The 25,537-nt window shown below is 62.2% G+C and carries 17 protein-coding genes and 1 tRNA gene; 8 read left to right on the plus strand and 10 right to left on the minus strand.

What is annotated here, in order from left to right:
* The first annotated feature begins 19 nt into the window (after positions 1-19).
* The 4 genes from AC3XQU_RS16785 to AC3XQU_RS16800 are packed head-to-tail and all read left to right on the plus strand — an operon-like array spanning position 20 to position 3,211.
* Positions 20-268, plus strand: coding sequence for an acyl carrier protein (locus AC3XQU_RS16785; RefSeq protein WP_489875301.1), 249 nt, complete (start codon positions 20-22; stop codon positions 266-268).
* On the plus strand, positions 265-1,089 hold the full coding sequence (locus AC3XQU_RS16790) for a hydrolase 2, exosortase A system-associated (RefSeq protein ID WP_489875302.1): 825 nt from the start codon (positions 265-267) through the stop codon (positions 1,087-1,089). Before AC3XQU_RS16785 ends, AC3XQU_RS16790 begins: the two co-directional genes overlap by 4 nt.
* Positions 1,086-1,952, plus strand: a complete 867-nt coding sequence (locus tag AC3XQU_RS16795) for a hydrolase 1, exosortase A system-associated (RefSeq protein ID WP_489875303.1) — start codon at positions 1,086-1,088, stop codon at positions 1,950-1,952. Before AC3XQU_RS16790 ends, AC3XQU_RS16795 begins: the two co-directional genes overlap by 4 nt.
* Complete coding sequence (locus AC3XQU_RS16800) at positions 1,949-3,211, plus strand: glycosyltransferase (RefSeq protein ID WP_489875304.1); 1,263 nt, start codon at positions 1,949-1,951, stop codon at positions 3,209-3,211. The genes AC3XQU_RS16795 and AC3XQU_RS16800 overlap by 4 nt, the downstream gene beginning before the upstream one ends.
* Here the strand turns inward: AC3XQU_RS16800 and AC3XQU_RS16805 are convergent.
* The 7 genes from AC3XQU_RS16805 to AC3XQU_RS16835 form a co-directional block, all read right to left on the minus strand.
* Entirely contained in the window at positions 3,136-4,611 is a 1,476-nt protein-coding gene (locus AC3XQU_RS16805; protein WP_489875305.1) for a right-handed parallel beta-helix repeat-containing protein, read from the minus strand. The two genes, AC3XQU_RS16800 and AC3XQU_RS16805, sit on opposite strands and share 76 nt — an antisense overlap.
* Complete coding sequence (gene prsR / locus AC3XQU_RS16810) at positions 4,611-5,972, minus strand: PEP-CTERM-box response regulator transcription factor (protein ID WP_489875306.1); 1,362 nt, start codon at positions 5,970-5,972, stop codon at positions 4,611-4,613. Before prsR ends, AC3XQU_RS16805 begins: the two co-directional genes overlap by 1 nt.
* Positions 5,973-5,985: 13 nt before the next feature.
* The gene (prsK, locus tag AC3XQU_RS16815) at positions 5,986-8,079 is read right to left on the minus strand and encodes an XrtA/PEP-CTERM system histidine kinase PrsK (RefSeq protein WP_489875307.1); all 2,094 of its coding nucleotides are present in this window, start codon (positions 8,077-8,079) and stop codon (positions 5,986-5,988) included.
* Positions 8,080-8,167: 88 nt separating this feature from the next.
* Positions 8,168-9,571 (minus strand): TIGR03013 family XrtA/PEP-CTERM system glycosyltransferase, encoded by a 1,404-nt coding sequence (locus tag AC3XQU_RS16820; RefSeq protein ID WP_489875308.1) that lies wholly within the window; start codon positions 9,569-9,571, stop codon positions 8,168-8,170.
* A gap of 17 nt (positions 9,572-9,588) precedes the next feature.
* Entirely contained in the window at positions 9,589-10,650 is a 1,062-nt protein-coding gene (locus AC3XQU_RS16825) for an SDR family oxidoreductase (RefSeq protein ID WP_489875309.1), read from the minus strand.
* Between the two features lie 71 nt (positions 10,651-10,721).
* Positions 10,722-12,011, minus strand: coding sequence for a nucleotide sugar dehydrogenase (locus AC3XQU_RS16830; protein WP_489875310.1), 1,290 nt, complete (start codon positions 12,009-12,011; stop codon positions 10,722-10,724).
* 327 nt (positions 12,012-12,338) lie between these two features.
* Positions 12,339-12,414 (minus strand) — tRNA-Arg (locus tag AC3XQU_RS16835).
* A 195-nt stretch (positions 12,415-12,609) separates the two neighbouring features.
* On the opposite strand from AC3XQU_RS16835, the gene AC3XQU_RS16840 reads away from it, so the two are divergent.
* From AC3XQU_RS16840 to AC3XQU_RS16850, 3 genes are all read left to right on the plus strand, one after another.
* Positions 12,610-13,503: a c-type cytochrome gene (locus tag AC3XQU_RS16840; protein ID WP_489875311.1), complete on the plus strand. Its 894-nt coding sequence runs from the start codon at positions 12,610-12,612 to the stop codon at positions 13,501-13,503.
* 257 nt (positions 13,504-13,760) lie between these two features.
* Positions 13,761-16,634, plus strand: coding sequence for an RIFT barrel domain-containing protein (locus tag AC3XQU_RS16845; RefSeq protein ID WP_489875312.1), 2,874 nt, complete (start codon positions 13,761-13,763; stop codon positions 16,632-16,634).
* A gap of 400 nt (positions 16,635-17,034) precedes the next feature.
* Positions 17,035-18,930 carry a right-handed parallel beta-helix repeat-containing protein gene (locus AC3XQU_RS16850; protein WP_489875313.1) on the plus strand — a complete coding sequence of 632 codons (1,896 nt, stop codon included), beginning with the start codon at positions 17,035-17,037 and terminating at the stop codon, positions 18,928-18,930.
* Between the two features lie 78 nt (positions 18,931-19,008).
* On the opposite strand, the gene AC3XQU_RS16855 is transcribed toward AC3XQU_RS16850, so the two are convergent.
* The 3 genes from AC3XQU_RS16855 to AC3XQU_RS16865 all read right to left on the minus strand — a co-directional run bounded on the left by AC3XQU_RS16855 (position 19,009) and on the right by AC3XQU_RS16865 (position 23,594).
* Entirely contained in the window at positions 19,009-21,081 is a 2,073-nt protein-coding gene (locus AC3XQU_RS16855; RefSeq protein ID WP_489875314.1) for a M13 family metallopeptidase, read from the minus strand.
* Between the two features lie 85 nt (positions 21,082-21,166).
* Positions 21,167-23,218 carry a M13 family metallopeptidase gene (locus tag AC3XQU_RS16860; protein ID WP_489875315.1) on the minus strand — a complete coding sequence of 684 codons (2,052 nt, stop codon included), beginning with the start codon at positions 23,216-23,218 and terminating at the stop codon, positions 21,167-21,169.
* Between the two features lie 73 nt (positions 23,219-23,291).
* Positions 23,292-23,594 (minus strand): hypothetical protein, encoded by a 303-nt coding sequence (locus tag AC3XQU_RS16865; protein ID WP_489875316.1) that lies wholly within the window; start codon positions 23,592-23,594, stop codon positions 23,292-23,294.
* Between the two features lie 513 nt (positions 23,595-24,107).
* Here AC3XQU_RS16865 and AC3XQU_RS16870 point away from each other — a divergent pair.
* Positions 24,108-25,529, plus strand: a complete 1,422-nt coding sequence (locus tag AC3XQU_RS16870; protein WP_489875317.1) for a S41 family peptidase — start codon at positions 24,108-24,110, stop codon at positions 25,527-25,529.
* The last annotated feature ends 8 nt before the right edge of the window (positions 25,530-25,537 follow it).

Here is a 25,537-nt window from a genome sequence, read left to right on the forward strand (position 1 = left end):
ATATGCAATGGAGCAGCACATGTACCTCGACGAAGTAAAGAATCTCCTGGCAGATGTCCTCGGTCTCGGCGCCGCCGCGCAGTCCCTGGGTGCGAAGTCGCCCCTCCTGGGCGCCATTCCCGAGCTCGACTCGATGGCGGTGGTCAGCGTGATCGCCGCCATCGAGGAACGTTTCGGCATCATGATCGACGACGAGGATATCAGCGCCAGCACCTTCGAGACAGTGGGCAGCCTGGCCGCCTTCGTGGAACAGAAAACCGCGCAATGACCGCGCCGTTGCCGGCACGGCATTTCTTCCTGCCCACGGCGAGCGGGCGGCGCTACTGCGTGTATCACCCGGCGCATGGCGACGTGCGTGCCGCCTTGCTGTACGTGCCGCCCTTCGGTGAAGAAATGAACCGCACCCGGCGCGCGGCAGCGCTGGCCGCACGCGCATTGGCGGTCCAGGGATGCGCCGTCCTCCAACTCGACCTGCATGGAACCGGCGATAGCGACGGCGATTTCAGCGAGGCGCGCTGGGATGCCTGGCGCGCCGATCTTGCGCTCGGCCACGCTTGGCTGGCGCAGGAAACCGGCTGCATGGTCGGCCTATGGGGAGTGCGCTTGGGTGGGTTGCTGGCGCTGGATTACGCGGGCGGCGCAGCTTTGCCTATTGCCCGCTTCATGCTGTGGCAACCCGTGCTGCGCGGTGCGGTCTATCTGCACCAGCTGCTACGAATGCGGTTGGCCAGCGAAATGCTCAGCGGCGGCAAGGCCGACAGCCAGGCCCTGCGTGCTTCCTTGCGCATGCATGCCTTGGAGATCGGCGGCTACCTGGTGGCGCCGGAACTCGCGCAGGCACTCGAAGCATTGGACGCGGCTGCCTTGCCGACACCTGCAGCACCCGTATACTGGCTCGATGTCGTCCAGGCCGCAGGGCGCTCCACGTCCCCGGCCTCGCAACAACTGGCCTGGGCATGGGGCGTGCAGGGCGCGCAGGTTCAACTGCAAGCTGTTCACGATGAGGCCTGCTGGAACACGCAGGAGATCGCAGAGTGCCCGCAACTGCGGGCTGCCACGGTGGCCTTGCTGGCAGGAGAAGCGCAATGACCGACATCCGGACGCATGAACCGATTGATGAAATTCCGGTTTCGTTTGAGTGCGAGGGCATGCGCCTTTACGGCATTGTCAGCCGACCCGCAGCTGCCATTCCTACGACCCGCGGCGTGCTAATCGTAGTCGGGGGACCGCAATACCGCGCCGGGAGCCACCGTCAGTTCACATTGCTGGCGCGCAGCCTGGCGGCGCGCGGGGTGGCGGCAATGCGCTTCGACTACCGCGGGATGGGCGACAGCGAAGGCGACACCCGCAGCTTCGAAGACGTCGGCGCCGACCTGCGTGCAGCGCTCGACTGCTTCACGCGCACGATAACGGGACTGCGCAATATCGCGCTGTGGGGCTTGTGCGACGGCGCGTCGGCGATTGCCTTCTACGCGGCGGATGACACGCGCGTGGGCGGCCTGGCCCTGCTCAACCCCTGGGTGCGTACCGAGGGAGGCGCCGCCAAGGCCACCATCAAGCACTACTACCGCGCGCGCCTCTTCCAGCGCGAACTATGGACCAAGATTCTGCGCGGACGATTCGATCTGCGGGCCGCGCTGTCGTCGGCCTTCCGGCTGGCAGGCAGCGCCTTGAAGTCACACGCCGTCGCGCCGCCCGAGGCATCGCTGCCGCAGCGCATGGCGGCAGGCCTGGCGCGCTTCGATGGGCCCCTGCTGGTCATGCTCAGCGGCGCCGACCTGACCGCGCAGGAATTTGCCGACGTGGCCGACAGCGACCCGCGCTGGCGCAGCGTGCTGGCGGGCGCGCGCCTGACCCGTCATCACTTGCCGGGCGCCGACCACACCTGCTCGCACCGGGAGTGGCACGAACAGGTCGTCGACTGGACCTGCGACTGGATGTCCAAGTGGTGAACAAGGTACTGATGGTGGCGTTTCATTTCCCGCCCCAGCGCGGCAGCAGCGGCATCCAGCGAACCTTGAAATTTGCCCAGTATTTGCCTGCGCTCGGCTGGCAACCTCTGGTATTGAGCGCGCATCCGCGTGCCTATACCGACGCGGGCGGCACGCCCTATGGCGGACCGGCTCTGGTAACTCGCGCGTTCGCGCTCGATACAGCGCGTCATCTGGCGCTGCGCGGGCGCTACAGCCAGTTCATGGCGCTGCCCGACCGCTGGGCTTCCTGGATCCTCGGCGCGGTGCCGGCTGGCTTACAGCTGGTGCGCCGCGAGCGTCCCGCGCTGATCTGGTCTACCTATCCTATCGCCAGCGCGCACCTGATCGGCCTCGTGCTGCACCGATGCACCGGATTGCCATGGATCGCCGACTTGCGAGATCCGATGATCGATGCGGTACACCCGGCCGGATACTGGATGCGCCGCGCCGCGGCCTGGGTAGAGCGTCTGACCGTGCGCCACTGCACGCGCGCCGTCTGCACGACGCCGGGAGCAATACGCAGCTATCGCGCGCGTTACCCTGACATTCCGCCGGAGCGCTTTTGCTTAATCGAAAACGGATTCGACGAAGAAGAATTCAGCCAGGTAGCGCCTGTTCCGCGCGTGACCGGAGGACCGTTCGTCCTGCTTCACAGCGGAATCGTGTATCCATCCGAACGCGATCCTGGCGCGCTGTTCGCAGCGCTGGGCAGCCTTGCGCAAGCGGGCGTGCTTGCCTCCCACACGTTCAGGTTGGTGCTGCGGGCGCCGGTGCACGACGCCTTGCTCGCTGGGTTGGCGCGCGAGCATGGCATCGAAGCGTTGGTGGAGATTGCGCCGCCCCTGCCCTACGGCGCGGCCCTGGCGGAAATGCTGGCCGCCGATGCCCTGCTTGTGCTGCAAGCCGCCAACTGCAATGACCAGGTGCCGGCCAAGCTGTACGAATATCTGCGCGCCGGACGGCCGCTGCTGGCGCTGACCGATCCGGAAGGCGACACGGCTGGCGTGATGCGCTCCGCAGGCATCGATACCGTAGCGCCGCTGGACAATGCCGGAGCGATTGCGCACGCGCTGGTGCGCTTGCTCGACCTGGCCGGGCGTGGGAAGGCGCCGCTAGCGCCATCGGCTTTCGTCCAGGCCCAGGGCCGCCGTGCACGGACAGCTCAATTGGCGACGCTGATGGACGAACTGACCGCCGCCGGCGCGAGGCAAGGCGCGAAATCGTCGAATGCGCCATAGGCGGGCGCCGCCGTGCGTGCCTGGCCGCACAAGTCGGCCGGCGGGTTCATGGCCCCCGTACGGCGCACCGGCGCATCGCGCCACCCCAAGCCCGACGCCTTGTACAGCGCCCGCACCGGATGATAGCCGGCATAGGCATACACCGGTGCAGTGGCCAGGTTGTCGCGTTCTCGCACGGCTCCGCCGTTACGGCTGCGGATGACGCCATCGACCAGATTGCCCTCCAGTTCTGCACTGCTGCCGGCATACCGGACGTCGATGCCGGCCGTGTCGACGAGGCTGTTATGCACTACGCTGCTTTGGGCGGCATTGTTCAGGTAGATGCCCACGTCCGAGCAGGCGGCGATCAGGTTGCTGCGCAACGTGCTGCCCTGCTGCTCGACGACGCAGGCGCGGTCGCGGCAGTAGGGCTTGCCGGTGGCGCCGCCACCGAGCGAAAGGCCGACGCGCTGGCCGGGCAAACCGGTCAGGCTGCGTTCGCACCAGACCAGGTTCTGTTCGAACAGATTGTTCTCGCCTCCGCCCTTTGCGAAGCCGCCGTAGCTGACGCCGTCTCCACCGGCCTTGGCGAAGTCGCTGATCAGGTTGCGCCGGATCGTCCAGTGACTGGCCGCGACCAGGTCGATCGGGGTGACCGGATTGGCAGTAGCACGCACATGGGTGTTGGTCAGCGTATTACCGCCGATCAGGCCGTGGTCGGGGAAGCGCCCGCCTTCACCGTTGATCTTGACATGGGCATTGAAATCGGCCACCACGTTGTTGACCACGGCGACATGTTGCGCCCCGCCTGTGATGTGAAACGCATGCTCGCAGGAAGAGTCGTCGGCACACACCCCGCGTATGGTCAGGTTCTCGAAGCGCCACCAGGGAGCAGTGATGCGGAAACCTTCGACGGATTGCTGTTCCATCGTAACAGTGCCGGGCTGGCTTGCACGCACCGTGATGGGCGCGAGTTCGGTACCAGGGCGCACTGCATCGATCGTTTGCATGATACGGTACTGACCTGGCAACAAGGTGATGGCATCACCGGGCCTGGCGCTGGCCATGGCGGCGCGCAGTTCGTCGATGCTGTCCACCAGCACGGTGCGCGTCGCCAGTTTGCTCTCCGTCGGCGTATGCTGTGCTCCCAGACGCAAGGAGGCAAGGTCAGGCTGCGCGGCTTGCCCGCGATCGATCGCCACCATGATCCTGCCCAGCCAGCTGCCGGTCTGGGTAATAATCGGGTTGTGGCCGCTGGCGCGGCGTTCGAGATACGGTCCGAGCTGGCGGGGAGCCACCTGCGCGCGCTCCAGCGTCACCGCCACCCCTACGGCGCCGACAACTGGCACAGCCAGCAGCACCAGGTATGTCGCCTTGCGGCGCGATCGGCGCGACTCGCGCGGGCTACGCGGCTGGCCCATCAGGCGCCGGTCTTGATGCCGTGCCTGCCCATCAGGTCGTACAGGGTCGGGCGGCTCACGCCCAGCACCTCTGAGGCCTTGACGATATTGCCGTCCACCCGCGCCAGCGCCTTGACGATGGCCTTGTACTCGGCCTCGTCGCGCACCTGGCGCAGGTTGATCGGTTCTTCTTCCGCGCCCTCGCCCGGCAAGCCCAGATCGTCGGCCACGATCGTGTTCCCGTCGGCCATGATGACCGCGCGCTTGATGTAGTTCTCCATCTCGCGCACATTGCCCGGCCAGCCATAGCTTTCGATCGCCGCGATCGCATCCGGCGCGAAGTGCAGCGAAGGACGCGACTCCGCGGCGCAGAACTTGTTCTTGAAATGGTGGGCCAGCAGCGCAGCATCGCCCTCGCGCTGGCGCAGCGGCGGGATGGTTACCACGATCTCGGACAGGCGGTAGTACAAGTCTTCGCGGAAGCGGCCCTGGGCGCACAATTCCTTGAGCTTCTGGTGGGTTGCGCAGACGATGCGCACGTCCACCGGAATCTCTTCGTGGCCACCGATGCGCTCAATCACGCGCTCCTGCAAAAAGCGCAGCAGCTTGGCCTGCAGCGGCATCGGCAGGTCACCCACTTCGTCGAGGAAGAAGGTGCCGCCGTGCGCCAGTTCGACCTTGCCCTTGGTCTGCTTGGCCGCGCCGGTAAACGCGCCTTTTTCGTAGCCGAACAGTTCGCTCTCGAGCAGGTTCTCGGGAATCGCGGCGCAGTTAATGGCCATGAAGCGTTCCTTGGAGCGCGGCGAGAGCTGGTGCAGCGCGCGCGCCAGCACTTCCTTGCCGGTGCCCGATTCGCCCAGCAGCATCACCGAGGCCGAGGTCGGCGCCACTTTCTCGATGTTGCGGCAGACCTTGAGCATGCCGGGGTCGCGCGAGATCACGCCGGACATCGGCGAGTCGGCCTGAGACTGCTGCATGCGGCGGTTTTCCATCTGCAGGTTGTTCAGGAAGAATGCACGCTGGATCACCAGGTTGAGCACTTCCGGATCGCACGGCTTCTGGTGGAAATCGTAGGCGCCCATGCCGATCGCCTTGACCGCATTGGTGTGGTCCTGGTTGCCGGTCAGGACGATGACGCGGGTGTCCGGCGCCAGCGCCAGGATCTGCTGCAGCGTCGCCAGTCCTTCGGTCGAGCCGTCCGGGTCGGGCGGCAGCCCGAGGTCCATGGTGCATACCGCCGGCTCGTGGCGCCGGATCTGGGCCAACGCCGCCTCGCGGTCGCCGGCTACCACCACGTCATAGGCATCGAGGCTCCAGCGCAGCTGCTTTTGCAGGCCTGGATCGTCTTCGATGATCAAGAGTTTCGGTTTGGTCTGGGTCACGTTTTTCCTCGGGTCATGCGGCGCGCGAAGCATTCTGCTCCGCCGGCATTTCTTGTTGATGGAGCGGCAGCAGGACACGGAAGGTGGTGCCGGCGCCAGGCCTGCTGCTCACCTCCAGGCTGCCGCCCAGTTCATTGATGTATTCACGGCTTTCGAACACGCCGATGCCCATGCCGGCCGACTTGGTCGAGTCGAAGGGCTTGAACAGGCGCTCACGGATGAATTCCTCGCTCATGCCCTCGCCGGTATCGGCAATCTCGATCACGGCGCTGGCCGCTTCGCGCGCCAGGCGGATCTGCACGCTGCCGGTACGCGGGGTCGCTTCGATCGCATTCTGGATCAGGTGGCCCACCACGCGCTCGAGGCGCTCGCGGTCGGCCAGCACGCGCAGCTGCGGGTCGTCGACAGCCAGCTGCGGGCGCGGCTCGAAGGCGGCCTTGAGCGCCACCGCCTGGCGCACCACCTGGTCGACCGACAGCGCCAGCGGCTGCTCGTGGTTCTCGATGCGGCTGAGCTTTTGCAGCATGATCTTCATCTTCTGCACCGAGTAGTCGATCGTCTCGAGCATGTCGGCCTGGAACTCGGGATTGTCCTTGTGCTTGACCGCGTTGGCATTCATCAGAGACAGCTGCAGCACCAGGTTCTTCAGGTCGTGCACGACGAAGGTCGACATGCGGTTGAAGGACTCGAACTGGCGCGCCACCATCAGCGCATGCGCGGCGTCCTGCTGCGCCAGCTGGCTGGCGGCCTGGCTGCCCGCGATCTCGAGCACGTCGATGACTTCCCAGTTCAGCTTGACCGGGCTGCGCGGGTTCTGCAGCAGCACGAAGCCGAACAGGCGCGCGTGCAGGATCAGGGGCACCACCAGCCAGGCGCGCGGATAGCTGCCCAGCCATTCCGGCAGCACCAGCGCATCGTACTTGCCGGGGCTGTGGGCGTATTCGTGCAGGTCGACCACCCACTGGCTCGACTCCAGGAACTGGCAAAAGGCCGAATCGGCCGGCTCGGACGCCGCCACTGCCGGGCCGCGCCAGTGCGCGGCCGGCTCGTAGTGGCCGGACTCGCCGCGCTGCCACAGGGCGCCGGCGGGGCTTTCCACCAGCGCCGCCACCGCCTCGATGACGCGCTCGCCCAGGTCCGGGCCCGGCTTGGACAGGGTGCGGGTGAAGCGCATCCACTCTTCGCGGTAATCGTAGTTGTAGCGGTAGAAGTGCTTGCTGATGAAGACCTTCAGGCGCGCCCGGAAGCTGCCCGAGAACAGCACGCCGGCCAGCAGGATCAGGGCCGCGAACAGGAAGGTCACCTGCATCACGGTGCCCCAGCTGCCGCCGAAATAGCGCAGGTAGTAGCCGGCCGAGCCCATGGCCAGCAGGTAGAGGGCCGAGCCGAACAGCGTGGCCGAGTGGAACATCGCGCGCCGCGACACCGCCAGCGGCGAGGACCACAGCTTGCTGCGCCCGAGCGAGATCGCGATCAGGGGCACGGTCAGGGCATTGACCACGCCGCGCGCGGCCCAGATATCGGGATCGACTTCGCGGAACAGCATCACGTTGCTGTACAGGTAGAAGTCGTAGGCGAACATGGCGCCGATGCCCAGGCAGGCGAATTTGACCGCCCAGCGCTCGTGCAGCGTGCGGTTACGGTAGACGTGCTCGATCAGGAGCATGCCGGAGACCGCCATCGCCACCCGCGCCGCGACCGGCACCGCGCCGGAATGGGCCAGCAGCGACAGATCCCACCAGCCGGCCGCCGCGGCGCCGAGGCAGCCGAGGTAGACCAGGGCGCCAAGCAGGATCGCCGGCTGCAGGCGCAGCGGCAGGCGGCTGCCTTCTTCGGTGAAATGCCCGCGCAAGACCACCAGGAACACCGACCAGGCCGCGTTGCGCAGCAGTTCGGCGCAATCGGTCAGGGGCGACCACATGACGCCATAGGCCGCTTCCCAGGCCAGCGCCGCGCCCCACAGCACGCTCGACAGGCAGGCCAGGCCCAGCACGATGTCGTGGCGGCGCCGCTGGCGGACCGCAAGCGGCGCGCCCAGCACGAGGAAACTGGCGGCGACCAGCACATAGCTGTAGACCGCGATGCTGGTCAGGGGGACGGCATCCATGTAGTGGAAGGTGGCGGCGCGGGGCGGAAGAAAGGTGGATCGGCGCGTGCAGTGCACCCGGCGGGTTGCCCCGCCGGGCGCAGCCGGATCAGCGGCCGCTGCGGAACAGGACGACCTTGAGGGTGTTAATCAGGATCAGGACGTCGAGGAACAGGCTGTTGTTCTTCACGTAGTACAGGTCGTACTGCAGCTTCTGCAGCGCGTCTTCGGCCGACGAGCCGTAGCCGTAGCGCACCTGGGCCCAGCCGGTGATGCCCGGCTTGACGCTGTGGCGCACGTTGTAATACGGGACCACTTCGATCAGCTGCTCGACGAAGTAAGGACGCTCCGGGCGCGGGCCGACGAAGGACATCTCGCCCTTGAACACGTTGAGGATCTGCGGCAGCTCGTCGATACGGGTCTTGCGCATGAAGTTGCCGAAGCGGGTGACGCGCGGGTCGTTCTGCGCGGCCCATTGCGGCTTGCCGCCTTTTTCGGCGTCGGCGCGCATGCTGCGGAACTTGTGGACGCGGAAGGTCTTGCCATCCTTGCCGACCCGCTCCTGCGAGTAGAACACCGGGCCGCCGTCTTCGAGCCTGACCAGCAGCGCCGCCAGCAGCATCAGCGGGAAGGCCATCAACAGGATCAACAGGCTGCACACCAGGTCGAAGGTGCGCTTCATGAAGGTGCGCACGAAGCTCTGGTCGAAGCCGCCGCCGAACACCAGCCACGAAGGCTGCAGCGAATCGACCCGGATCTGGCAGGTTTCGCGCTCGAAGAAGGTGGCTGCATCGGTGACACGGATGCCTTGCAGCTTGCAGTCGAGCAGTTCCTTGATCGGGAAGCCGCCGCGGCGGTTCTGCACCGACACCACGATTTCCGACACGTTGTGCTGGCGCGCCAGCGAGACCAGCGAATCGCCGTCGCGCACCTTCAGCAGGTTCTCGGCCGGGATGCACAGCTCTTCGCTCGGGCTCGGGATGAAGCCGGCGATGTCGTAGCGGTGGTAGTTCGAATTCTTGGCTGCCAGCTCGCTGCATTCCTTGGCCAGCGGGCCGCCGCCGAGGAACATGATGCGCGACTGCAGGATGCGCGCCTCGGACGACTTGAAGAAGGCCATGCGCGCCAGGAAGATGCCGAAGCCGCCCAGGATGAACACGACGGCCATGGTGCCGCGACCGAAGGACAGTTCCGGCGCCATGTAGAACACCAGCGCCAGGATCGCGAAGGCCATCATGAACGATGGCATCAGCTTCATGAAGAACGGGTGGCGCAGCCCTTCGTCGTAGTCGAGCTGGTACATGCCCATGGCGCTCATGCTGAAGATGATCGCCACGGTGAAGGCAACTGCCGAGGTGAAGAAGTGGTCCAGATGGGCCGCCGTCGCCGCGTCGCCGAATTCGAGCATGCGCAGGGCCGAGCCGATGTAGGCCGCCCCCAGCAGCACGATCACTTCGACGAACAGCAGAAGAAAGACGATCTTCGACACGTAGTGGTTAGAGATCCTAAACACGGCAGCCTCCCCGATTTTTATTGCTTGTTTGGTTGTGCATTGCTGTTCTCAGATGGCGCGAGGTGTTGCACATACCATGCCATCGCCTGTTGCAGGCCTTCTCCGATCCGGTGCGTGGGCTGGTAGCCCAGCAGGGCTCCCGCCTTCGAGATGTCCGCCAGCGAATGGCGTACGTCGCCGCGGCGGAAGTCCACATACTGCGGCTGGTGCGCATCCAGGTGCGGGAACTGCGCACGCAGCAGGCCGCGCATGGTCTCGTACAGCTGGTTCAGGCTGGTCTGGTCGCCGACCGCGATGTTGAACACCTGGTTGGCCGCTTCGCTGCCGGACAGGGCCGACAGGATGTTCGCCTGCACCACGTTGTCGATGTAGCAGAAGTCGCGGCTGGTCTCGCCGTCGCCGTTGATGCGCAGCTCGTCGTTGCGGATCAGCGCCGCGACCCATTGCGGGATCACGGCGGCATAGGCGCCGTTCGGATCCTGGCGCGGGCCGAACACGTTGAAATAGCGCAGGCCGATCGATTCGGTGCCGTAGGTGCGGCCGAACACGTTGGCATACAGCTCGTTGACATACTTGGTCACGGCGTAGGGCGAGAGCGGGTTGCCGATGCGGTCTTCGATCTTCGGCAGGTCGGGGTGGTCGCCGTAGGTCGAGCTCGAGGCGGCGTAGACGAAGCGCTTCGCTTTCGCGTCGCGCGCGGCCACCAGCATGTTGAGGAAGCCGGTGACATTGACCTCGTTGGTCATGATCGGATTGTCGATCGAGCGCGACACCGAGCCCAGTGCCGCCTGGTGCAGCACGAAGTCGACGCCGGCGCAGGCGCTGGCGCAGTCGGCTTCGCTGCGGATGTCGCCTTCGATGAAGGCAAAGCGGGTCCAGGCCTCGGCGCCGACGGCGTCGCGCACGAGGTCGAGGTTATGGCGGTGTCCCGTTGCGAAGTTGTCCAGGCCGGTGACCTGCTGGCCGAGCTTGAGCAGCGCCTCGACCAGGTTCGAACCGATGAACCCGGCCGCACCGGTCACGAGCCAGTGATAGCGGTGCTGCAGCAGGTGTTGCTGGACGTCTTGGAACTTGTTCACTTTCGAAACACTTTCAGGGTCGCGCCGGCGCTGCCGGCGGCGTCGCCGCGCACGTGCGCGGCCACGGAACGTTATAGGCGCCAGACGCAGTAGCCGGCTTCCTGGAGGGCGGTCGGCTCGAACTGCGACTTGACGTCGATGAAGCAGCCGCCTTCGTTGAGCTTGGACTGGAAGTCAGGCAGCGACAGGGCCAGCACTTCCTTGTGCGGCACGGCGATGATCACGGCGTCGGCCTTCGGCAGGCTGTCCCAGCTCTCGAGCGCGATGCCGTACTCGTGCTGCGCTTCGGCGGCGTCGGCCTGCGGATCGAACACGTGCACCTCGACGCCATACGATTCGAGTTCGTGGACGATGTCGGCCACTTTCGAGTTGCGCAGGTCCGGGCAGTTTTCCTTGAAGGTCAGGCCGATCACGTTGACCTTCGAGCCCTTGACGTGGAAGCCCGAGGAGATCATCGACTTGACGGTCTTCTCGGCCACGAACTTGGCCATGCCGTCGTTGATGCGGCGGCCCGCCAGGATCACCTGCGGGTGGTAGCCGACCATTTCGGCCTTGTGGGTCAGGTAGTAGGGATCGACGCCGATGCAGTGGCCGCCGACCAGGCCCGGACGGAAGGGCAGGAAGTTCCACTTGGTACCGGCCGCCTTCAACACCTCGAGGGTGTCGATGCCGATCTTGTCGAAGATGATCGCCAGCTCGTTCATCAGCGCGATGTTCAGGTCGCGCTGGGTGTTCTCGATGACTTTCGCGGCTTCGGCCACCTTGATGCTGGAGGCGCGGTAGACGCCGGCGGTGATCACCGATTCGTACAGGCTGGCGATGCGCTCGAGCGATTCGTCGCCGTCGCCCGAGACCACTTTCAGGATCGTGGTCAGGGTGTGTTCCTTGTCGCCCGGGTTGATGCGCTCGGGCGAGAAGCCGACGTTGAAGTCCTGCTTCCATTTCAGGCCCGACTCGCGCTCCAGGATCGGAATGCACACTTCCTCGGTCGCGCCTGGATAGACGGTCGATTCATACACGACGGTTGCGCCGCGCTTCATGTGCTTGCCGACCGACTTGCTGGCGCCGACCAGCGGCGTGAAGTCGGGATTGTGCGCGATGTCGACCGGGGTCGGCACGGCCACAACGATATAGTCTGCCTGCGCCAGCATGGCCGGGTCGGTGGTGACCTCGAGCTGGTTCGCAGCGCGCAGCGCGTCCGACGAGACTTCGCCGGTCGGATCCACGAACTGTTGATAGTGTTCGATCTTGGCGCGCGACAGGTCAAAACCGATGGTGCGCCCCTTCTTGCCAAATTCAACTGCCAGGGGCAACCCGACGTAACCCAGCCCTACAACTGCGACGACTTCATCAGCTTTCATTATCGCATTCCGCTCAAGAATTTAGTTTTGCAATTATGCTAACTTTCAGTTTAGCACGAATGCATAAGTACACTCAACTTACCTTTAGAATTTGTCTACCGGTAACAACATTGATGCCAGAATGATAGCTAAACGACATGACATCCGCGTGACGCCAAGTGCCAGCTCATCTGTATCGATCGCCGGATATTAGCATTTTCTGAAACATATGTTCCAAGCAAGCATGAATCGTGCGCAGTGTATCGATAGCAATCCGTTAAACATTGCATGCAATCCGCCGACGCGCGGAACAGTACCTGGAGGACGACGAAGGAAGATGAATACGACTGGTGCGGCTGGCGGGGATCGAACCCACGACCCTTGGCTTCGGAGGCCAATACTCTATCCACTGAGCTACAGCCGCGTTAAGGGAGAGAAAGTGAGGCGAAGGATACAGTCTTTCGCCACTTGCGTCCATGGGCAAGCTCTGTACGGTACTGAATTTCGTTACACTACAGCAGCTTTACGTCTATAATCGGCCGTTTGACGGCATTTGCAAAAGAACATGTAATCGCAAGCGCTGGTAGTGGCAGGTTTTTTTAATAGAATTAAGGAAATCATGAGCGACGCACACAATGAACATCAATCCCTGATCAGTACCCCGAAGCAGCTCATTGTAGCGGTCGCAGGGTTCTTTTTGGTCATCGTCATCGGCATCATCCTGCTCGTGATTTTCGCTACCAATGACCGTCTGGTAGGCGCCGGTACCAATAGCCAAGCCGCCGAGGCCGTGGCTGCACGCCTACGTCCGGTAGCGGAGGAAGGCTTTACCCTGGTCGATGCCAATGCTCCTCGCGTTCTGCAAGCCGGTAGCGCCGTGTATGCCGCGGTCTGCGCCGCCTGTCATGACAGTGGCGCGGCTGGCGCCCCGAAACTTGGCGATAGCGCCGGCTGGAGCGCGCGCCTGGCACAAGGGTATGACACTCTGGTCAAGCATGCGATCGAAGGCATCCGCGCAATGCCGGCCAAAGGTGGCAATCCCGACCTTGACAACGTCGAAGTTGCACGCGCTGTTGTTTTTCTGGCCAATAAGAGCGGTGCGTCGTTCAAGGAGCCTGCAGCGCCTGCGACAGCAGCACCTGCGACTACGGAAGCAAGCGTCAACACTTCAGCAATGCCTATCCCTGCTGCCGTTGCGGCGCCCGCCGTTGCCGCTACGGCGCCAGCTGCCGCCACCTCTGCAGTTCGGACAGTTGCCACTGCCGAAGTCGGCAAGACGCTCTATAACAGCGCGTGTGTCGCTTGCCATGGTGCCGGTATCGCCGGCGCGCCGAAAGTCGGCGACAAGGCTGCTTGGTCTGCCCGCATAGCGCAAGGCAATCCTATCCTGTACGAGCATGCTATCAAAGGCTACCAAGGCAAAGCTGGTGTCATGCCGGCAAAGGGAGGTTCGACCGCACCCGATGCCGACGTGAAGGCGGCCGTCGATTATATGGTGACCGCTTCCAAATAAGGCGTCGAATCCAACAAGCCCGTGCAAACGGGCTTTTTTTCTGTAAGTTGTCGAAGTAACAGAAATTATTGTCAAAACGACGTTGGCTTGCAACTAACAGGTGTTAAGCATTGACAAATCTTCTGTTGTATAGGGTAGAAATTTCGAAAAAATGTAGGGTTAGTTTGTGATTCCTCTGGGAATTTAAATTTCTTTGGCGTAACCTTTGGGCTTACAGCGGCGTAATTGAACAGCCGTCCTCCTGAAGAGACCCCAAAATGAAATTCCCTTTGCATTTCCTGAACATTCGCGTCGCCTGTACCGTGTTGATCGGTGCAAACCTGGTGGCATGCGGTGGCGGTACCGCGGAAGAAAATACCAGTGTGGCCCTGCAGGGCTCTAGCCAGCAGAACGTCGGGGTAAATGTGTCGTTGTCTTCGCAGTCCCGTTCACTGTCCACCGTGAATACAGCCGGTGTGACAAATACTGCAACGAGTGCTATTACCGATGTGCGGTTCGAAAGCACCTCGAGTACTACCCAGATTAATGTCCCGGTCACGTTCGGCCAAGTATTCGCGACGGGACATCTTGCTGCAAATAGCAGCCTGGAAGGCCGCCTGGCCAACGGCACCGTCATTCCCCTTCAGCTTGACGTGAAAGCCACCCATCCTGACGGCTCGGTGCGTCATGCCGTCATTTCGGCAGTGTTGCCTTCGCTGGCGGCCAGCGAAATCCAGACCGTCTCATTGGTCCGTTCCACTGCGCCAGCCACGGCACCTGCTACTGCCTCGGCACTCCTTGCTGCAGGCTTTACCTCGTCGTTCCATGCTACGGTCAACGGTGTACGCTACAGCGCTTCTGCAGATCAACTGATCAGGAATGGGAAGTTGACCAACTGGTTGGCAGGCGCCGAAGCAAATGAATGGCATGTATCGGCACCGCTGACCAGTGCAGCCGGCGTCCAGCACCCGCATTTGACAGCTCGTTTTGCCATTCGTTGGTATCCAACGGCACAGAAAGCACGCGTCGATGTCGCAGTCGAAAATAACTGGGCATACGAAGCCGCACCTCAAAACTTCACTTACGACGCCGACTTCGTAGTCGGCGGTGTGAGTGTGTACGCCAAGTCCGGCATGACCCACCTGCACCATGCCCGCTGGCGCAAGCTGGCTTGGTGGGGAAGCGCTGCACCAGAGGTCAATGTCAAGCATAACTCGGCATACCTGATCGGTAGCCGTGCAGTGCCGAACTACGACCAGAGCCTCGTCATTCCCGAAACCTCGCTCAGCAGCTTGAAGGCAGAATGGACGGGTTCACGTACCGAACCGATGGGGGTCGGCGTCGCTTCCCCGTATATGCCCATGAGCGGTGGACGGCGCGATATCGGCCTGCTGCCCAGCTGGACAGCGATGTATGTACTGAGCATGGATAAGCGTGCACGCGAGGTTACGTTGGGCACGGCCGACCTTTCGGGAAGCTGGTCGTCACACTATCGCGATAAACAGACCGGTTATCCAGTCAGTCTAGTTGACTACCCGTACATGACCCTTCTCGGTCGTGCCAGCGACACGTTCAATCCAGCCGCGAACCGCACAGAAGCATTCCCCGCCTGCGCTTCCGCGGATGCTTGTAATACGCCCCATACCGCCGACACCTCGCACCAGCCGAACCTGGCCTATGTTCCCTACCTGGTGACCGGCGATTTCTACTACCTGGAAGAACTGCAGTTCTGGGGAATGTGGAGTGCTTTCTCGTCGAACCCGGGCTACCGTGGTTTTGAGAAGGGATTGGTCAAATCCGACCAGGTACGTGGTCAGGCCTGGACCTTGCGTACCCTTGCGGAAGCTGCCTATATCACGCCCGATGCGCACCCTCTCAAAAGCCACTTCATGCAGTTCGTGGACGCAAACCTCGATTGGTTCAATACCAACTATGCGGCTGACGCCAGCACCAGCAACAAGCTTGGCGTCATCACGAACGGCTATGCGCTTGAATACGACAGCGGCAATGCAATCGCACCTTGGCAAGATGACTTCTTTACATCCGCAGTGGGGCATGCGTCCGAGCTTGGCTTCACCAAAGCGGCGACGCTGCTGCAATGGAAAGGAAAATTCGTTATTGACCGCCTGACCGCCCAAAACACCTGCTGGCTTTTCGCAGCAAACTACGGTTTCAAGCTTCGTGATAATGCTGGCGCGCCTTTCTTCGATAGCTATGCGAAGGTATTCGCTGCAACCTTGCCTGAGTACGTGGGTATGGAATGCGGCGGTATGACGATGGCAATGAAACTTGGCCTGAAGGTTGGGGAAATGCCAGGCTATGCCGCTGAAACAATTGGTTACCCTGCAAACATGCAGCCAGCACTCGCCTATGCAGCCGATATCAACGGAGCAGCTGGCAAACTAGCCTGGGAGCAGTTTGAAAAACGGTCTCAGAAGCCCGACTATAGCAAGTCGCCGCAGTTTGCTATCAGGCCCATGTTCGCCCCGACGTCGGATGCAGCCCCCCTTACAGCGCCATTGATTGACTCGTCAGGTTGGGTCAGCTGCGCCAAGGAAGGCGAGACCTGTTTCATCAATGGTACTGGTCAAGTTCGATACGGTAATGGAACGTCTTATTACGAGAAAACTGCAACGGGTTCGATTGCATGTTCCAATGCCGTCTTTGGTGATCCGAGCCCAAACTTGGCAAAAACATGCACCATCGTCTCGACCTTGTCATCGACGACCACTGCGCCTGCGCCAACTCCGGCACCTGTCCCAGTAGCGACAAACTGGATCAACTGCGCGACCGAAGGCAAAACTTGCGCATTTTCGGGAACTCGCCAAGTGCGTTACGGTACAGCATCGGTTTACTACACGAAGATCGCTACAGCCTCGCTCCTGTGTTCGAATACTGTTTTCGGCGACCCCGCTTTTGGTGCGAGCAAATCTTGCAGCTATTCTGCGGCGCCCGAATCAGAGACTTGGACACAATGTGCTACTGAAGGCGGAGTGTGCCAGATTGAAGGCAAACGTGAGATGCGTTATGGTGCTAATGGAAACTATGCATCAAAAATAGTAAGTGGCAGTGTGCTTTGCTCGAATAAGGTTTTTGGTGACCCAGCACCGAATGTCCTAAAGTCTTGCAGCTTCTCAAGTATCGCGCGTTAAGAACTTTTGCAGCATCAAAATCGGCCGCGATGAAAATTGCGGCCTTTTTTTTAGCGAGCTGGCTACACTCAAGCAGATGTTCTAGCTTGTAACCATTTATCCCTGTGCAAGTTTCGAAAATAATTAACTAAACTTGCTAATTACGACGTAGCAACAGCTGTAAGGCCAAAAAAAATAATGATTTTTACAATGCTTGATCCGTAGATGCAAGCCATTCAAAAAAACCGCAAATTCACCAATCACGTTCAGATCGTGTAATTTAGGCTTGTTATAGAAGAAAAAGCTGTATGATGTTACCTTAGTGAAAGTTATCAAAAGTCCGAAATGTTACAATTGGTTACGTGATTTTACACACGGTATCGTATATCCTCGCAACAAATGTGTCTTAGAGAAATTTATTTTGGACACATATTTTGTTATTTTGACCAGAGGTATATTGATGCGCCAATTTTCTTACCCTATCTTGCAGACTGCTCTTGTGTACGCAGGAATGATGTCGGCTTTACCTGCCGCAGCGTCCACTCTGTCGGTCGGTCCTGGCAAGACGTTCGCAACGCCATGTAGCGCGATTGCAGTTGCCAAGGACGGCGATCTCGTCGAGATCCAAGGCAATAACACCTACACTGGCGATGTCTGCGGAATCTATGCAAGCAATTTGACAATACGCGGTGTCAACGGTCGACCCAAGATAGACGCAGGCGGCCGTAATGCCATGGGCAAGGGCACATGGGTTGTCATCGGCAACAATGTTGTAGTGGAAAACGTCGAGATGTATGGGGCGCGTGTCGCAGATCAGAACGGTGCCGCATTGCGCCTGGAAGGCAGAAATTTCACCCTGCGTTCAGCCTTCTTGCACGATAACGAAAACGGCATTCTGTCGAATCCTGTACAAGAAAGCAATATCTTGATCGAAACGAGCGAGTTCGGCCGGAATGGCACTGGCGCAGGCTATACGCATAACCTTTACATCGGCAACGTTGCAAGCCTAACGTTCCGCTATAACTTCTCGCATGACGCAAACGTTGGCCATAATTTGAAGTCGCGTGCACGTGTCAACACCATTGTCTACAACCGATTTTCCAGTCTTCCAGAAGGACAGGCTGGTAGCGGCAAGCCCAGCTATGAAATCAACCTGCCGAACGCAGGAACGTCATACATTATCGGCAATGTGATCCAGCAACCTGCCACCAACAGCAATCCATCGCTCGTGGCCTATGGCGAGGAAGGGGCAAGCAACCCGGGACATGACCTCTACGTCGTGAACAATACTTTCTTGAACGACGATAGCTCGCGAGGCACGTTCCTATTGGTTGGGAGCGGTGTCACCAAACCGGTGCTCGTGCAGAACAATATCTTTGCTGGCACCGGGGCTCTGAGTACCCAGGCCTCGACCGTCGAGAAAACCAACTACCGCGCCGCTGCCCCCGGGTTTGTCAATCGCGCTGCCTACGATCTGCATCCGACTGCAAATGCCCTGGTCATTAACGCTGGTTCAGCGCCTGGCAACTCAAGCGTTGGGGTGTCCTTGGCTCCAGTGGCGCAATACAAGCACACCGCCACCGGCGAGGGCAGGGTCGTATCGGGTCAGCTGGACATCGGAGCATACGAATCCGATACCGGTCTGACTGCACCCCTGCCAACTCCGGAGCCGGCACCTGCCCCCGCGCCAGCTCCGGCGCCTGCTCCGTCGACATGGACGTCCTGTGCAACGGAAGGCAACATGTGCACGTTTTCCGGTAGTGCCGAGGTACGGTATGGTACGGCCACATCCTACGTGACCAAGACCGTGACCGGGTCGATCGCCTGTTCCAACGCCGTATTCGGTGATCCTGCGCCAAACGTCGTGAAGTCGTGCAGCTATGCCGGCACGACCGCGCCAGCGCCAGCGCCAGCTCCCGTGCCAGGCACCTGGGCAGTTTGCGCTCAGGAAGGCGGCATCTGTACCTTCAATGGTACGCTGCAGATTCGCTACGGTACAGCAACGGCCTATTACACCAAAACCGCAACCGGCTCGATCAACTGTTCGAACGCGGTATTCGGCGACCCGGCTCCAAACGTCGCCAAAACATGCAGCTACGGTGGCACGAATGTCACGGCTCCGGTTGTCACGTGGACCCAATGCGCAACTGAAAATGGCAATTGCACGGTTTCGGGAACCCGCGAAGTTCGATATGGCGCTGACGGCAGCTATACGTCGAAAATCGTTACCGGCTTGATCCAATGCACGAATGCGATTTTTGGCGACCCGAAGATTGGTGTTGCCAAGGCGTGCAGCTTCTCCAATATCCTGGGCTGATCTGATCCGGACACCCGCAGTTAAAAACGGCCGCGATGCAGATCGCGGCCGTTTTTCATTGGTGCTGCAAGAACGTGCTTACCAGATGATCACGCGGTCCTTCGGCGCCAGGTACATCTTGTCGCCCGGCTTGACGCCGAAGGCCTCGTAGAAGCCCGGCTGGTTCTTCAGGGTGCCGTTGGCGCGGTACTGGCCCGGCGAGTGCGGGTCGGTCTTGATCTGGGCGATCTGCGCCGGCTCGCGCATCTTGGTGCGCCACACCTGGCCCCAGCCCATGTAGAAGCGCTGGTCGCCGGTCAAGCCGTTGATGACCGGCGCCTTCTTGCCCTTGAGCGAAAGCTTGTAGGCCTTGTAGGCGATCGCCAGGCCCGAGTTGTCGCCGATGTTCTCGCCCAGGGTCAGTTCGCCGTTCACGTTATAGCCGGGCAGCGGACTGTAGGCGGCGTACTGGCTGACCAGCACCTTGGTCTTTTCGGCGAAGCGCTTGCCGTCTTCGGCGGTCCACCAGTTGCGCATGTTGCCGTCGCCGTCGTACTGGGAACCCTGGTCGTCGAAACCGTGGCTGATCTCGTGGCCGATCACGGCGCCGATGCCGCCGTAGTTCACCGCGTCGTCCGCTTTCGCATCGAAGAACGGTGGCTGCAGGATCGCGGCCGGGAACACGATTTCGTTGAGTTCCGGGTTGTAGTAGGCATTGATGGTCTGCGGCGTCATGCCCCACTCGTCGCGGTCGATCGGCTTGCCCAGCTTGTTGATCTCGCGGTTGTACTCCACTTCGCGCGAGCGCATCACGTTGCCGACCAGGTCATCGCGCTTGACGGCGAGCGCCGAATAATCCTTCCACTTGTTCGGGTAGCCGATCTTCGGGGTGAACTTGGCCAGCTTGGCCTGGGCTTCCTTCTTGGTCGCAGGGCTCATCCAGTCGAGGGTATTGATCGAGTCCTTGTAGGCCGCCAGCAGGTTCTTCACCAGGGTTTCCATGCGCGCCTTGCGCTCGGCCGGGAAGTGCTCTTTCACGTACAGCTTGCCGACCGCTTCGCCCACGCTCGTTTCCAGGGTCGATACCGCACGCTTCCAGCGCGGCTCGAGCTGCGGAATGCCCGACAGCACGGTGCCGTTGAAGGCAAAGCGCTGGTCGACGAAGGATTTCGACAGGAAGCCGGCGTAACCGTTCACGGTATGCAGCTGCAGGTAGGTCTTCCAGGTCTCGAGCGGCACGCGGTCCAGGACCTCGGCGAAGCCCTTCAGGTAGCTCGGCTGGCTCACGATCAGGTAGGACGCCTTGCCCTTCAGGCCGGCCGCATCGAGCCAGGCGTTCCAGTCGTAGCCCGGCGCCAGCTCGGCCAGCTTGGCCAGCTCGACCTTGTTGTAGGTCTTGATCGGGTCGCGGTTCTCGACCTTGGTCCACTGGACCTTGGCCAGTTCGGTTTCCAGGTCGACGACCGCCTTCGCATCGGCCGCAGCGTTCTTGTTGCCGGCCATGGCCAGCAGCTTTTCGACGTGCTGCTGGTATTTGGCGCGGATGTCGGCCAGCTTGGCGTCGTCGCCCTTCAGGTAGTAGTCGCGGTCGGGCATGCCCAGGCCAGCCTGGTACAGGTCGGCCACGTACTTGGTCGAATCCTTGGCGTCCTGGTGGATGTAGAACACGAAAGGCACGGTCACGCCAAGGCGGCCGAGGCGGGCAAAGGCTGCCGGCAGCTCGGATTTGTCCTTCAGGGCGGCAATCTTGCCCAGTTCGCCATTCAGGGGCGAGATGCCCAGTTGCTCCAGGCGCGCTTCATCCATGTAGCTGGCGTAGAAATCGCCGATCTTGCGGGTTTCCGAACCAGCGGCCGCGTTCTTGTCGGCAGCGGCGCGTTCGATGATGGCGCGCAGCTGCGGCAGGGTGTCGTCGCGCAGCTGGTGGAAGGCGCCCCAGGTCGACTTGTCGGCCGGGATCTCGACCGTCTTGAGCCACTTGCCGTTCAGGTGCTGGAAGAAGTCGTCCTGCGGGCGCACCGCCGGCTCCACGTATTCCAGCGCGATGCCGGACGAGAGCGCCGCGGCCTTGGCGCCGCTCTTGGCGCCGGCGCTTGCCGCGGCGCCGGTTTCGGCCTGGGCCAGCGAGGCCACCAGGACCAGCGCCGCAGCGCTGAGCAAATGTCGTTTCATGTTCTCTCCGTGTCTTTTCTATTATCGTCATGCCGAACGGGCCGGCTTGCGCCGACCCGTTCAGATTGTGCCTGCCAGCGCGAGATTACCAGATGATCACGCGGTCTTGCGGGGCCAGGTACATCTTGTCGCCCGGCTTGACGCCGAAGGCCTCGTAGAACTCCGGCATGTTCATCACGGTGCCGTTGGCGCGGAACTGGCCCGGCGAGTGCGGGTCGGTCTTGACCTGGTTGATCTGCTGGGCTTCACGCATCTTCGAGCGCCACACCTGGCCGAAGCCCATGAAGAAGCGCTGGTCGCCGGTGAGGCCGTCGATCACCGGGGCCGGCTTGCCGTTCAGCGACAGCTTGTAGGCCTTGTAGGCGATCGACAGGCCGGCGTTGTCGCCGATGTTCTCGCCCAGGGTCAGTTCGCCATTGACGTTATAGCCGGGCAGCGGCGAGAAGCCGTTGAACTGCTTGACCAGCTTGTCGGTGCGCGCCTTGAACGCCGCGCGGTCGGCATCGCTCCACCAGTCGCGCAGGTTGCCGTCGCCGTCGGACTGGCTGCCCTTGTCGTCGAAACCGTGGCCGATTTCGTGGCCGATCACGGCGCCGATGCCGCCATAGTTCACCGCATCGTCGGCACGCATGTCGAAGAACGGCGGCTGCAGGATCGCGGCCGGGAACACGATCTCGTTGGTGGTGCTGCGGTAGTAGGCGTTCACGGTCTGCGGCGTCATGCCCCATTCGGTGCGGTCGACCGGCTTGCCCAGCTTGTTCAACTGGTAGTTGTAGCGGAAGGTCGCGGTGCGCATCGCGTTGCCGACCAGGTCGTCACGCTTGATGTTCAGCTTCGAGTAGTCGCGCCACTTGTCGGGATAGCCGATCTTCGGGGTGAACTTGGCCAGCTTGGCGCGGGCTTCCTTCTTGGTTTCCGGGCTCATCCACTCCAGGTTGTCGATCGACTGGCCGTAGGCGATGATCAGGTTCTTCACCAGCTCTTCCATGCGCGCCTTGCGCTCGGCCGGGAAATGCTGCTGCACGTACAGCTTGCCGAGCGCTTCGCCCAGCGAGCTTTCGACCGTGCCCACGCCGCGCTTCCACAGCGGCGCCTGCTCCGAGACGCCGGACAGCGCGGTGCCGTAGAACGAGAAGCTCTGCGCCACGAAGGCTTTCGACAGGACCGGCGAGAATTCGCGCAGCAGCTGCCATTCGAAGTAGGACTTCAGGGTCGACAGCTCGGTCTTGGCCAGCACCTCGTTCAGGCCCTTGAAATAGCTCGGCTGGTTGACGATGAGGGTGTCGACCTTGTTGCCGATGCCGGCCGCGCCCAGCGCCGCCTTCCAGTCATAGCCCGGCGCCAGCTGGCCCAGCTCGGCCACGCTCATCTTGTTGTAGCGCTTGACCGGGTCGCGGTTCTCGACGCGGGTCCACTGCACCTTGGCCAGTTCGGTCTCGAAATCGACGATGGCCTTGGCCTGGGCCGCGGCATCCTTTTCGCCGGCCAGCGCCAGCGTCTGCTCGACGTGCTTGAGGTATTTGGCGCGCACTTCGGCCAGCTTGGCGTCGTCCTGCTTCAGGTAGTAGTCGCGGTCCGGCATGCCGAGGCCGCTCTGCGAGATGTACACGACGTGCTCGCTCGACTTGCGCATGTCCTGGCTGACGTAGATGCCGTATGGGGTCGACACGCCGATCTTCGACAGGTGCGCCACCAGGCTTGGGAGCGCCTTCTTGTCCTTGAGCGAACGGATCTTCTGCAGTTCGCCGGTCAGGGGCTTGGTGCCGAGGGCTTCGCGGCGCGCTTCGTCCATGTAGCTGGCGTACAGGTCGCCGATCTTCCGGGTTTCGCTGCCTGCCTTGGCCGACTTGTCGGCCTGGGCGGCCTCGATGATCGCCTTGATCTGCGGCGTGGTGTCGTCGCGCAGCTTCATGAAGGTGCCCCAGCTGGCTTTGTCGCTCGGGATCTCGGTGGACTTGAGCCACTTGCCGTTCAGGTGGGTGAAGAAGTCGTCCTGCGCACGCACGCTGGTGTCGATGTACTGCGTGTCGATGCCGGAGATCGGCGCGCCGGCCGGCTTGGCAGGGGCAGGGTCTGCCGCATGGGCGAAGGCCGCCATCATCGACAGGGTCAGGGTGCTCAAAAGGAGTCGCTTCACGGGGATGTCCTCGGTTGCTGGGAAGGTTGCTGGAAAATGAGCGGCTTGTGGCTGCTCGTCAAAATATGCGTCATCAGAGCTTGAGCTCCAGGCGCACGCCGACAGTCGCGTGGGTGCGCGCCTGGGTAGAGGTAAAGACTTCGGGCACGGTCACGAACCGCGCCGTGTTGGCGCGGCTGTGGCCGATGGTCGTCTGCTGCAGCTTGTCGCCGCCGGCCGGGGCCTTGGAAGTCACGGGGGCGGGCGCGGTAGCCTGGGCGGAAGGAGAAGTGTCCTGGGCGGCCTGCGCTGCGCCAGGGTCGGCCGACTGGCCACCGGCGTGGGCTGCGGCCGGGCCGAGCATCGCCAGGCAGGCGATCGATACGAGTGTCTTCATGCTTCTTTATTGTTGTACTTAGGGGGCAACCCCGGTAGGTGCGCCCGCCGTCCGGGACGGCAGGGCTGAGGCCCATTCTAGCCCGTGCGCAACAGGCGGCAACGGCCATCGCCGCTTTTTTACTTTTCGATACATGCAAGCTGGGTGTTATTGCATATGCATGTGTTGGTACGCCACAACAACGTCAAGCGCCAAATCGATTTACTCCCGGAAAGTGTCAACAGGATGAAAAAACACGGGACATAAAAAAGCCCGCGGAGGGGGCCGCGGGCAAGACCACTTCAAAAGTGGAGAGAGAGAGAAAAACTGAGATTGACTATAGGACGCACCCCTCGCGCTCGCTTGGACTCTTACAATTGCTTACCAAGCTGAAGAAGTCGTAACAGCGGCCTGGCCAGCCATATGTATTGCTTCGAAGTTTGGCCGGATCCAGACGACGCCCGATGATCGGGTTTATACTGGACTGGCGCTATCTCATGCGTGACGGCCGCGTGCGGCCATACCGGGTGAACCATGGGCTCCACTTTCAAGAATTCCTGTCTCGTCGGCCTCGGCGCCATCACCGGGGTCGCCTTGACCATGCAGTTTTCCGCCCTGGCCCAGAAGCCCGTCGACGCCGGCATGCCGCTGGCCGAGCTGCGCCAGCTGGCCGACGTCTACGGCGTCATCAAGGCTACCTATGTCGAACCGGTCGAAGACAAGGCGCTGCTGTCGCAAGCCATTTCCGGCATGGTCGCCTCGCTCGACCCGCATTCGGCCTACCTCGACCCGCGCGCCTACCGCGAGCTGCGCGAAGGCACCGAGGGCCGCTTCGTGGGCCTGGGCATCGAGATCTCCGAAAGCGAAGACGGTTATGTGGAGATCGTCGCTCCCATCGAAGACTCCCCCGCCTGGCGCGCAGGCATCAAGGAGGGCGACCTGATCACCCAGATCGACGGCCATCCGGTGCAGGGCCTGCCGATCGACGAAGCGATCAAGCGCATGCGCGGCGAACCCGGCACCCGGGTCACGCTCACCATCACGCGCAAGGAGTCCCCTGCCCCGCTGCGCTTTGCCATCGTGCGCAGCGAAATCGTCCAGAAAAGCGTCAAGGCGAAAATGGTCGAGCCGGGCTATGCGTGGCTGCGCATCGCGCAGTTCCAGGAGCCGACCGTGGACGACATGGCCGCCAAGCTGCAGGCCCTATACCGCCAGGACCCGGACCTGAAAGGCATCGTGCTCGACCTGCGCAACGATCCAGGCGGCCTGCTGCAGGGCGCGATCGGCGTGGCCGCGGCCTTCTTGCCGAAAGACGCCGAAATCGTCTCGACCAATGGCCAGCTGGCCGATTCGCGCCAGCGCTTCTATGGACGTCCCGAGTTCTACATGCTGCGCAGCGGGGGCGATCCGCTCTCGAACCTGCCGGACACCTTCAAGACCCTGCCGATGGTGGTGCTGGTCAATACCGGCTCGGCCTCGGCCTCCGAGATCGTCGCCGGCGCCCTGCAGGACTACAAGCGCGCGACCATCCTCGGCAGCCAGACCTTCGGCAAGGGTTCGGTGCAGACCATCCGCCCGATCGGCCACGACGCCGCGGTCAAGCTCACCACGGCGCGCTACTACACCCCGGCCGGGCGCTCGATCCAGGCGCGCGGCATCCTGCCCGACCTGGCCGTCGACGAAACCAGCGACGGCGACGGCTTGAACGCCCTGCGCATGCGCGAGGCCGACCTCGACCGCCACCTGTCGAACGACCGCGAACGCGAAACAGCCACCCGCGAAGACGATATCGAAGAACAGATGCGGCTGCTGGCCGAGGCGCGCCAGCGCAAGCCGCTCGACTACGGCAGCGCCAGCGACTTCCAGCTGGCGCAAGCGCTGCGCCACCTGAAGGGCCAGCCGGTGCAGCTCTCGCGCCGGCCCGGCGGCGCCACCCTGGCCCAGCACGCGCGCTGAGCAAACCA

This window comes from Telluria sp. AZSoR62 (genome assembly GCF_058111565.1).

Excerpts from the sequence above, each read along its gene's own strand:
- AC3XQU_RS16785 (WP_489875301.1), top strand. The coding sequence starts at position 20 with ATGTACCTCGACGAAGTAAAGAATCTCCTGGCAGATGTCCTCGGTCTC.
- AC3XQU_RS16790 (WP_489875302.1), top strand. The coding sequence starts at position 265 with ATGACCGCGCCGTTGCCGGCACGGCATTTCTTCCTGCCCACGGCGAGC.
- AC3XQU_RS16795 (WP_489875303.1), top strand. The coding sequence starts at position 1,086 with ATGACCGACATCCGGACGCATGAACCGATTGATGAAATTCCGGTTTCG.
- AC3XQU_RS16805 (WP_489875305.1), bottom strand. The coding sequence starts at position 4,611 with ATGGGCCAGCCGCGTAGCCCGCGCGAGTCGCGCCGATCGCGCCGCAAG.
- prsK (WP_489875307.1), bottom strand. The coding sequence starts at position 8,079 with ATGGATGCCGTCCCCCTGACCAGCATCGCGGTCTACAGCTATGTGCTG.
- AC3XQU_RS16830 (WP_489875310.1), bottom strand. The coding sequence starts at position 12,011 with ATGAAAGCTGATGAAGTCGTCGCAGTTGTAGGGCTGGGTTACGTCGGG.
- AC3XQU_RS16840 (WP_489875311.1), top strand. The coding sequence starts at position 12,610 with ATGAGCGACGCACACAATGAACATCAATCCCTGATCAGTACCCCGAAG.
- AC3XQU_RS16845 (WP_489875312.1), top strand. The coding sequence starts at position 13,761 with ATGAAATTCCCTTTGCATTTCCTGAACATTCGCGTCGCCTGTACCGTG.
- AC3XQU_RS16855 (WP_489875314.1), bottom strand. The coding sequence starts at position 21,081 with ATGAAACGACATTTGCTCAGCGCTGCGGCGCTGGTCCTGGTGGCCTCG.
- AC3XQU_RS16865 (WP_489875316.1), bottom strand. The coding sequence starts at position 23,594 with ATGAAGACACTCGTATCGATCGCCTGCCTGGCGATGCTCGGCCCGGCC.
- AC3XQU_RS16870 (WP_489875317.1), top strand. The coding sequence starts at position 24,108 with ATGGGCTCCACTTTCAAGAATTCCTGTCTCGTCGGCCTCGGCGCCATC.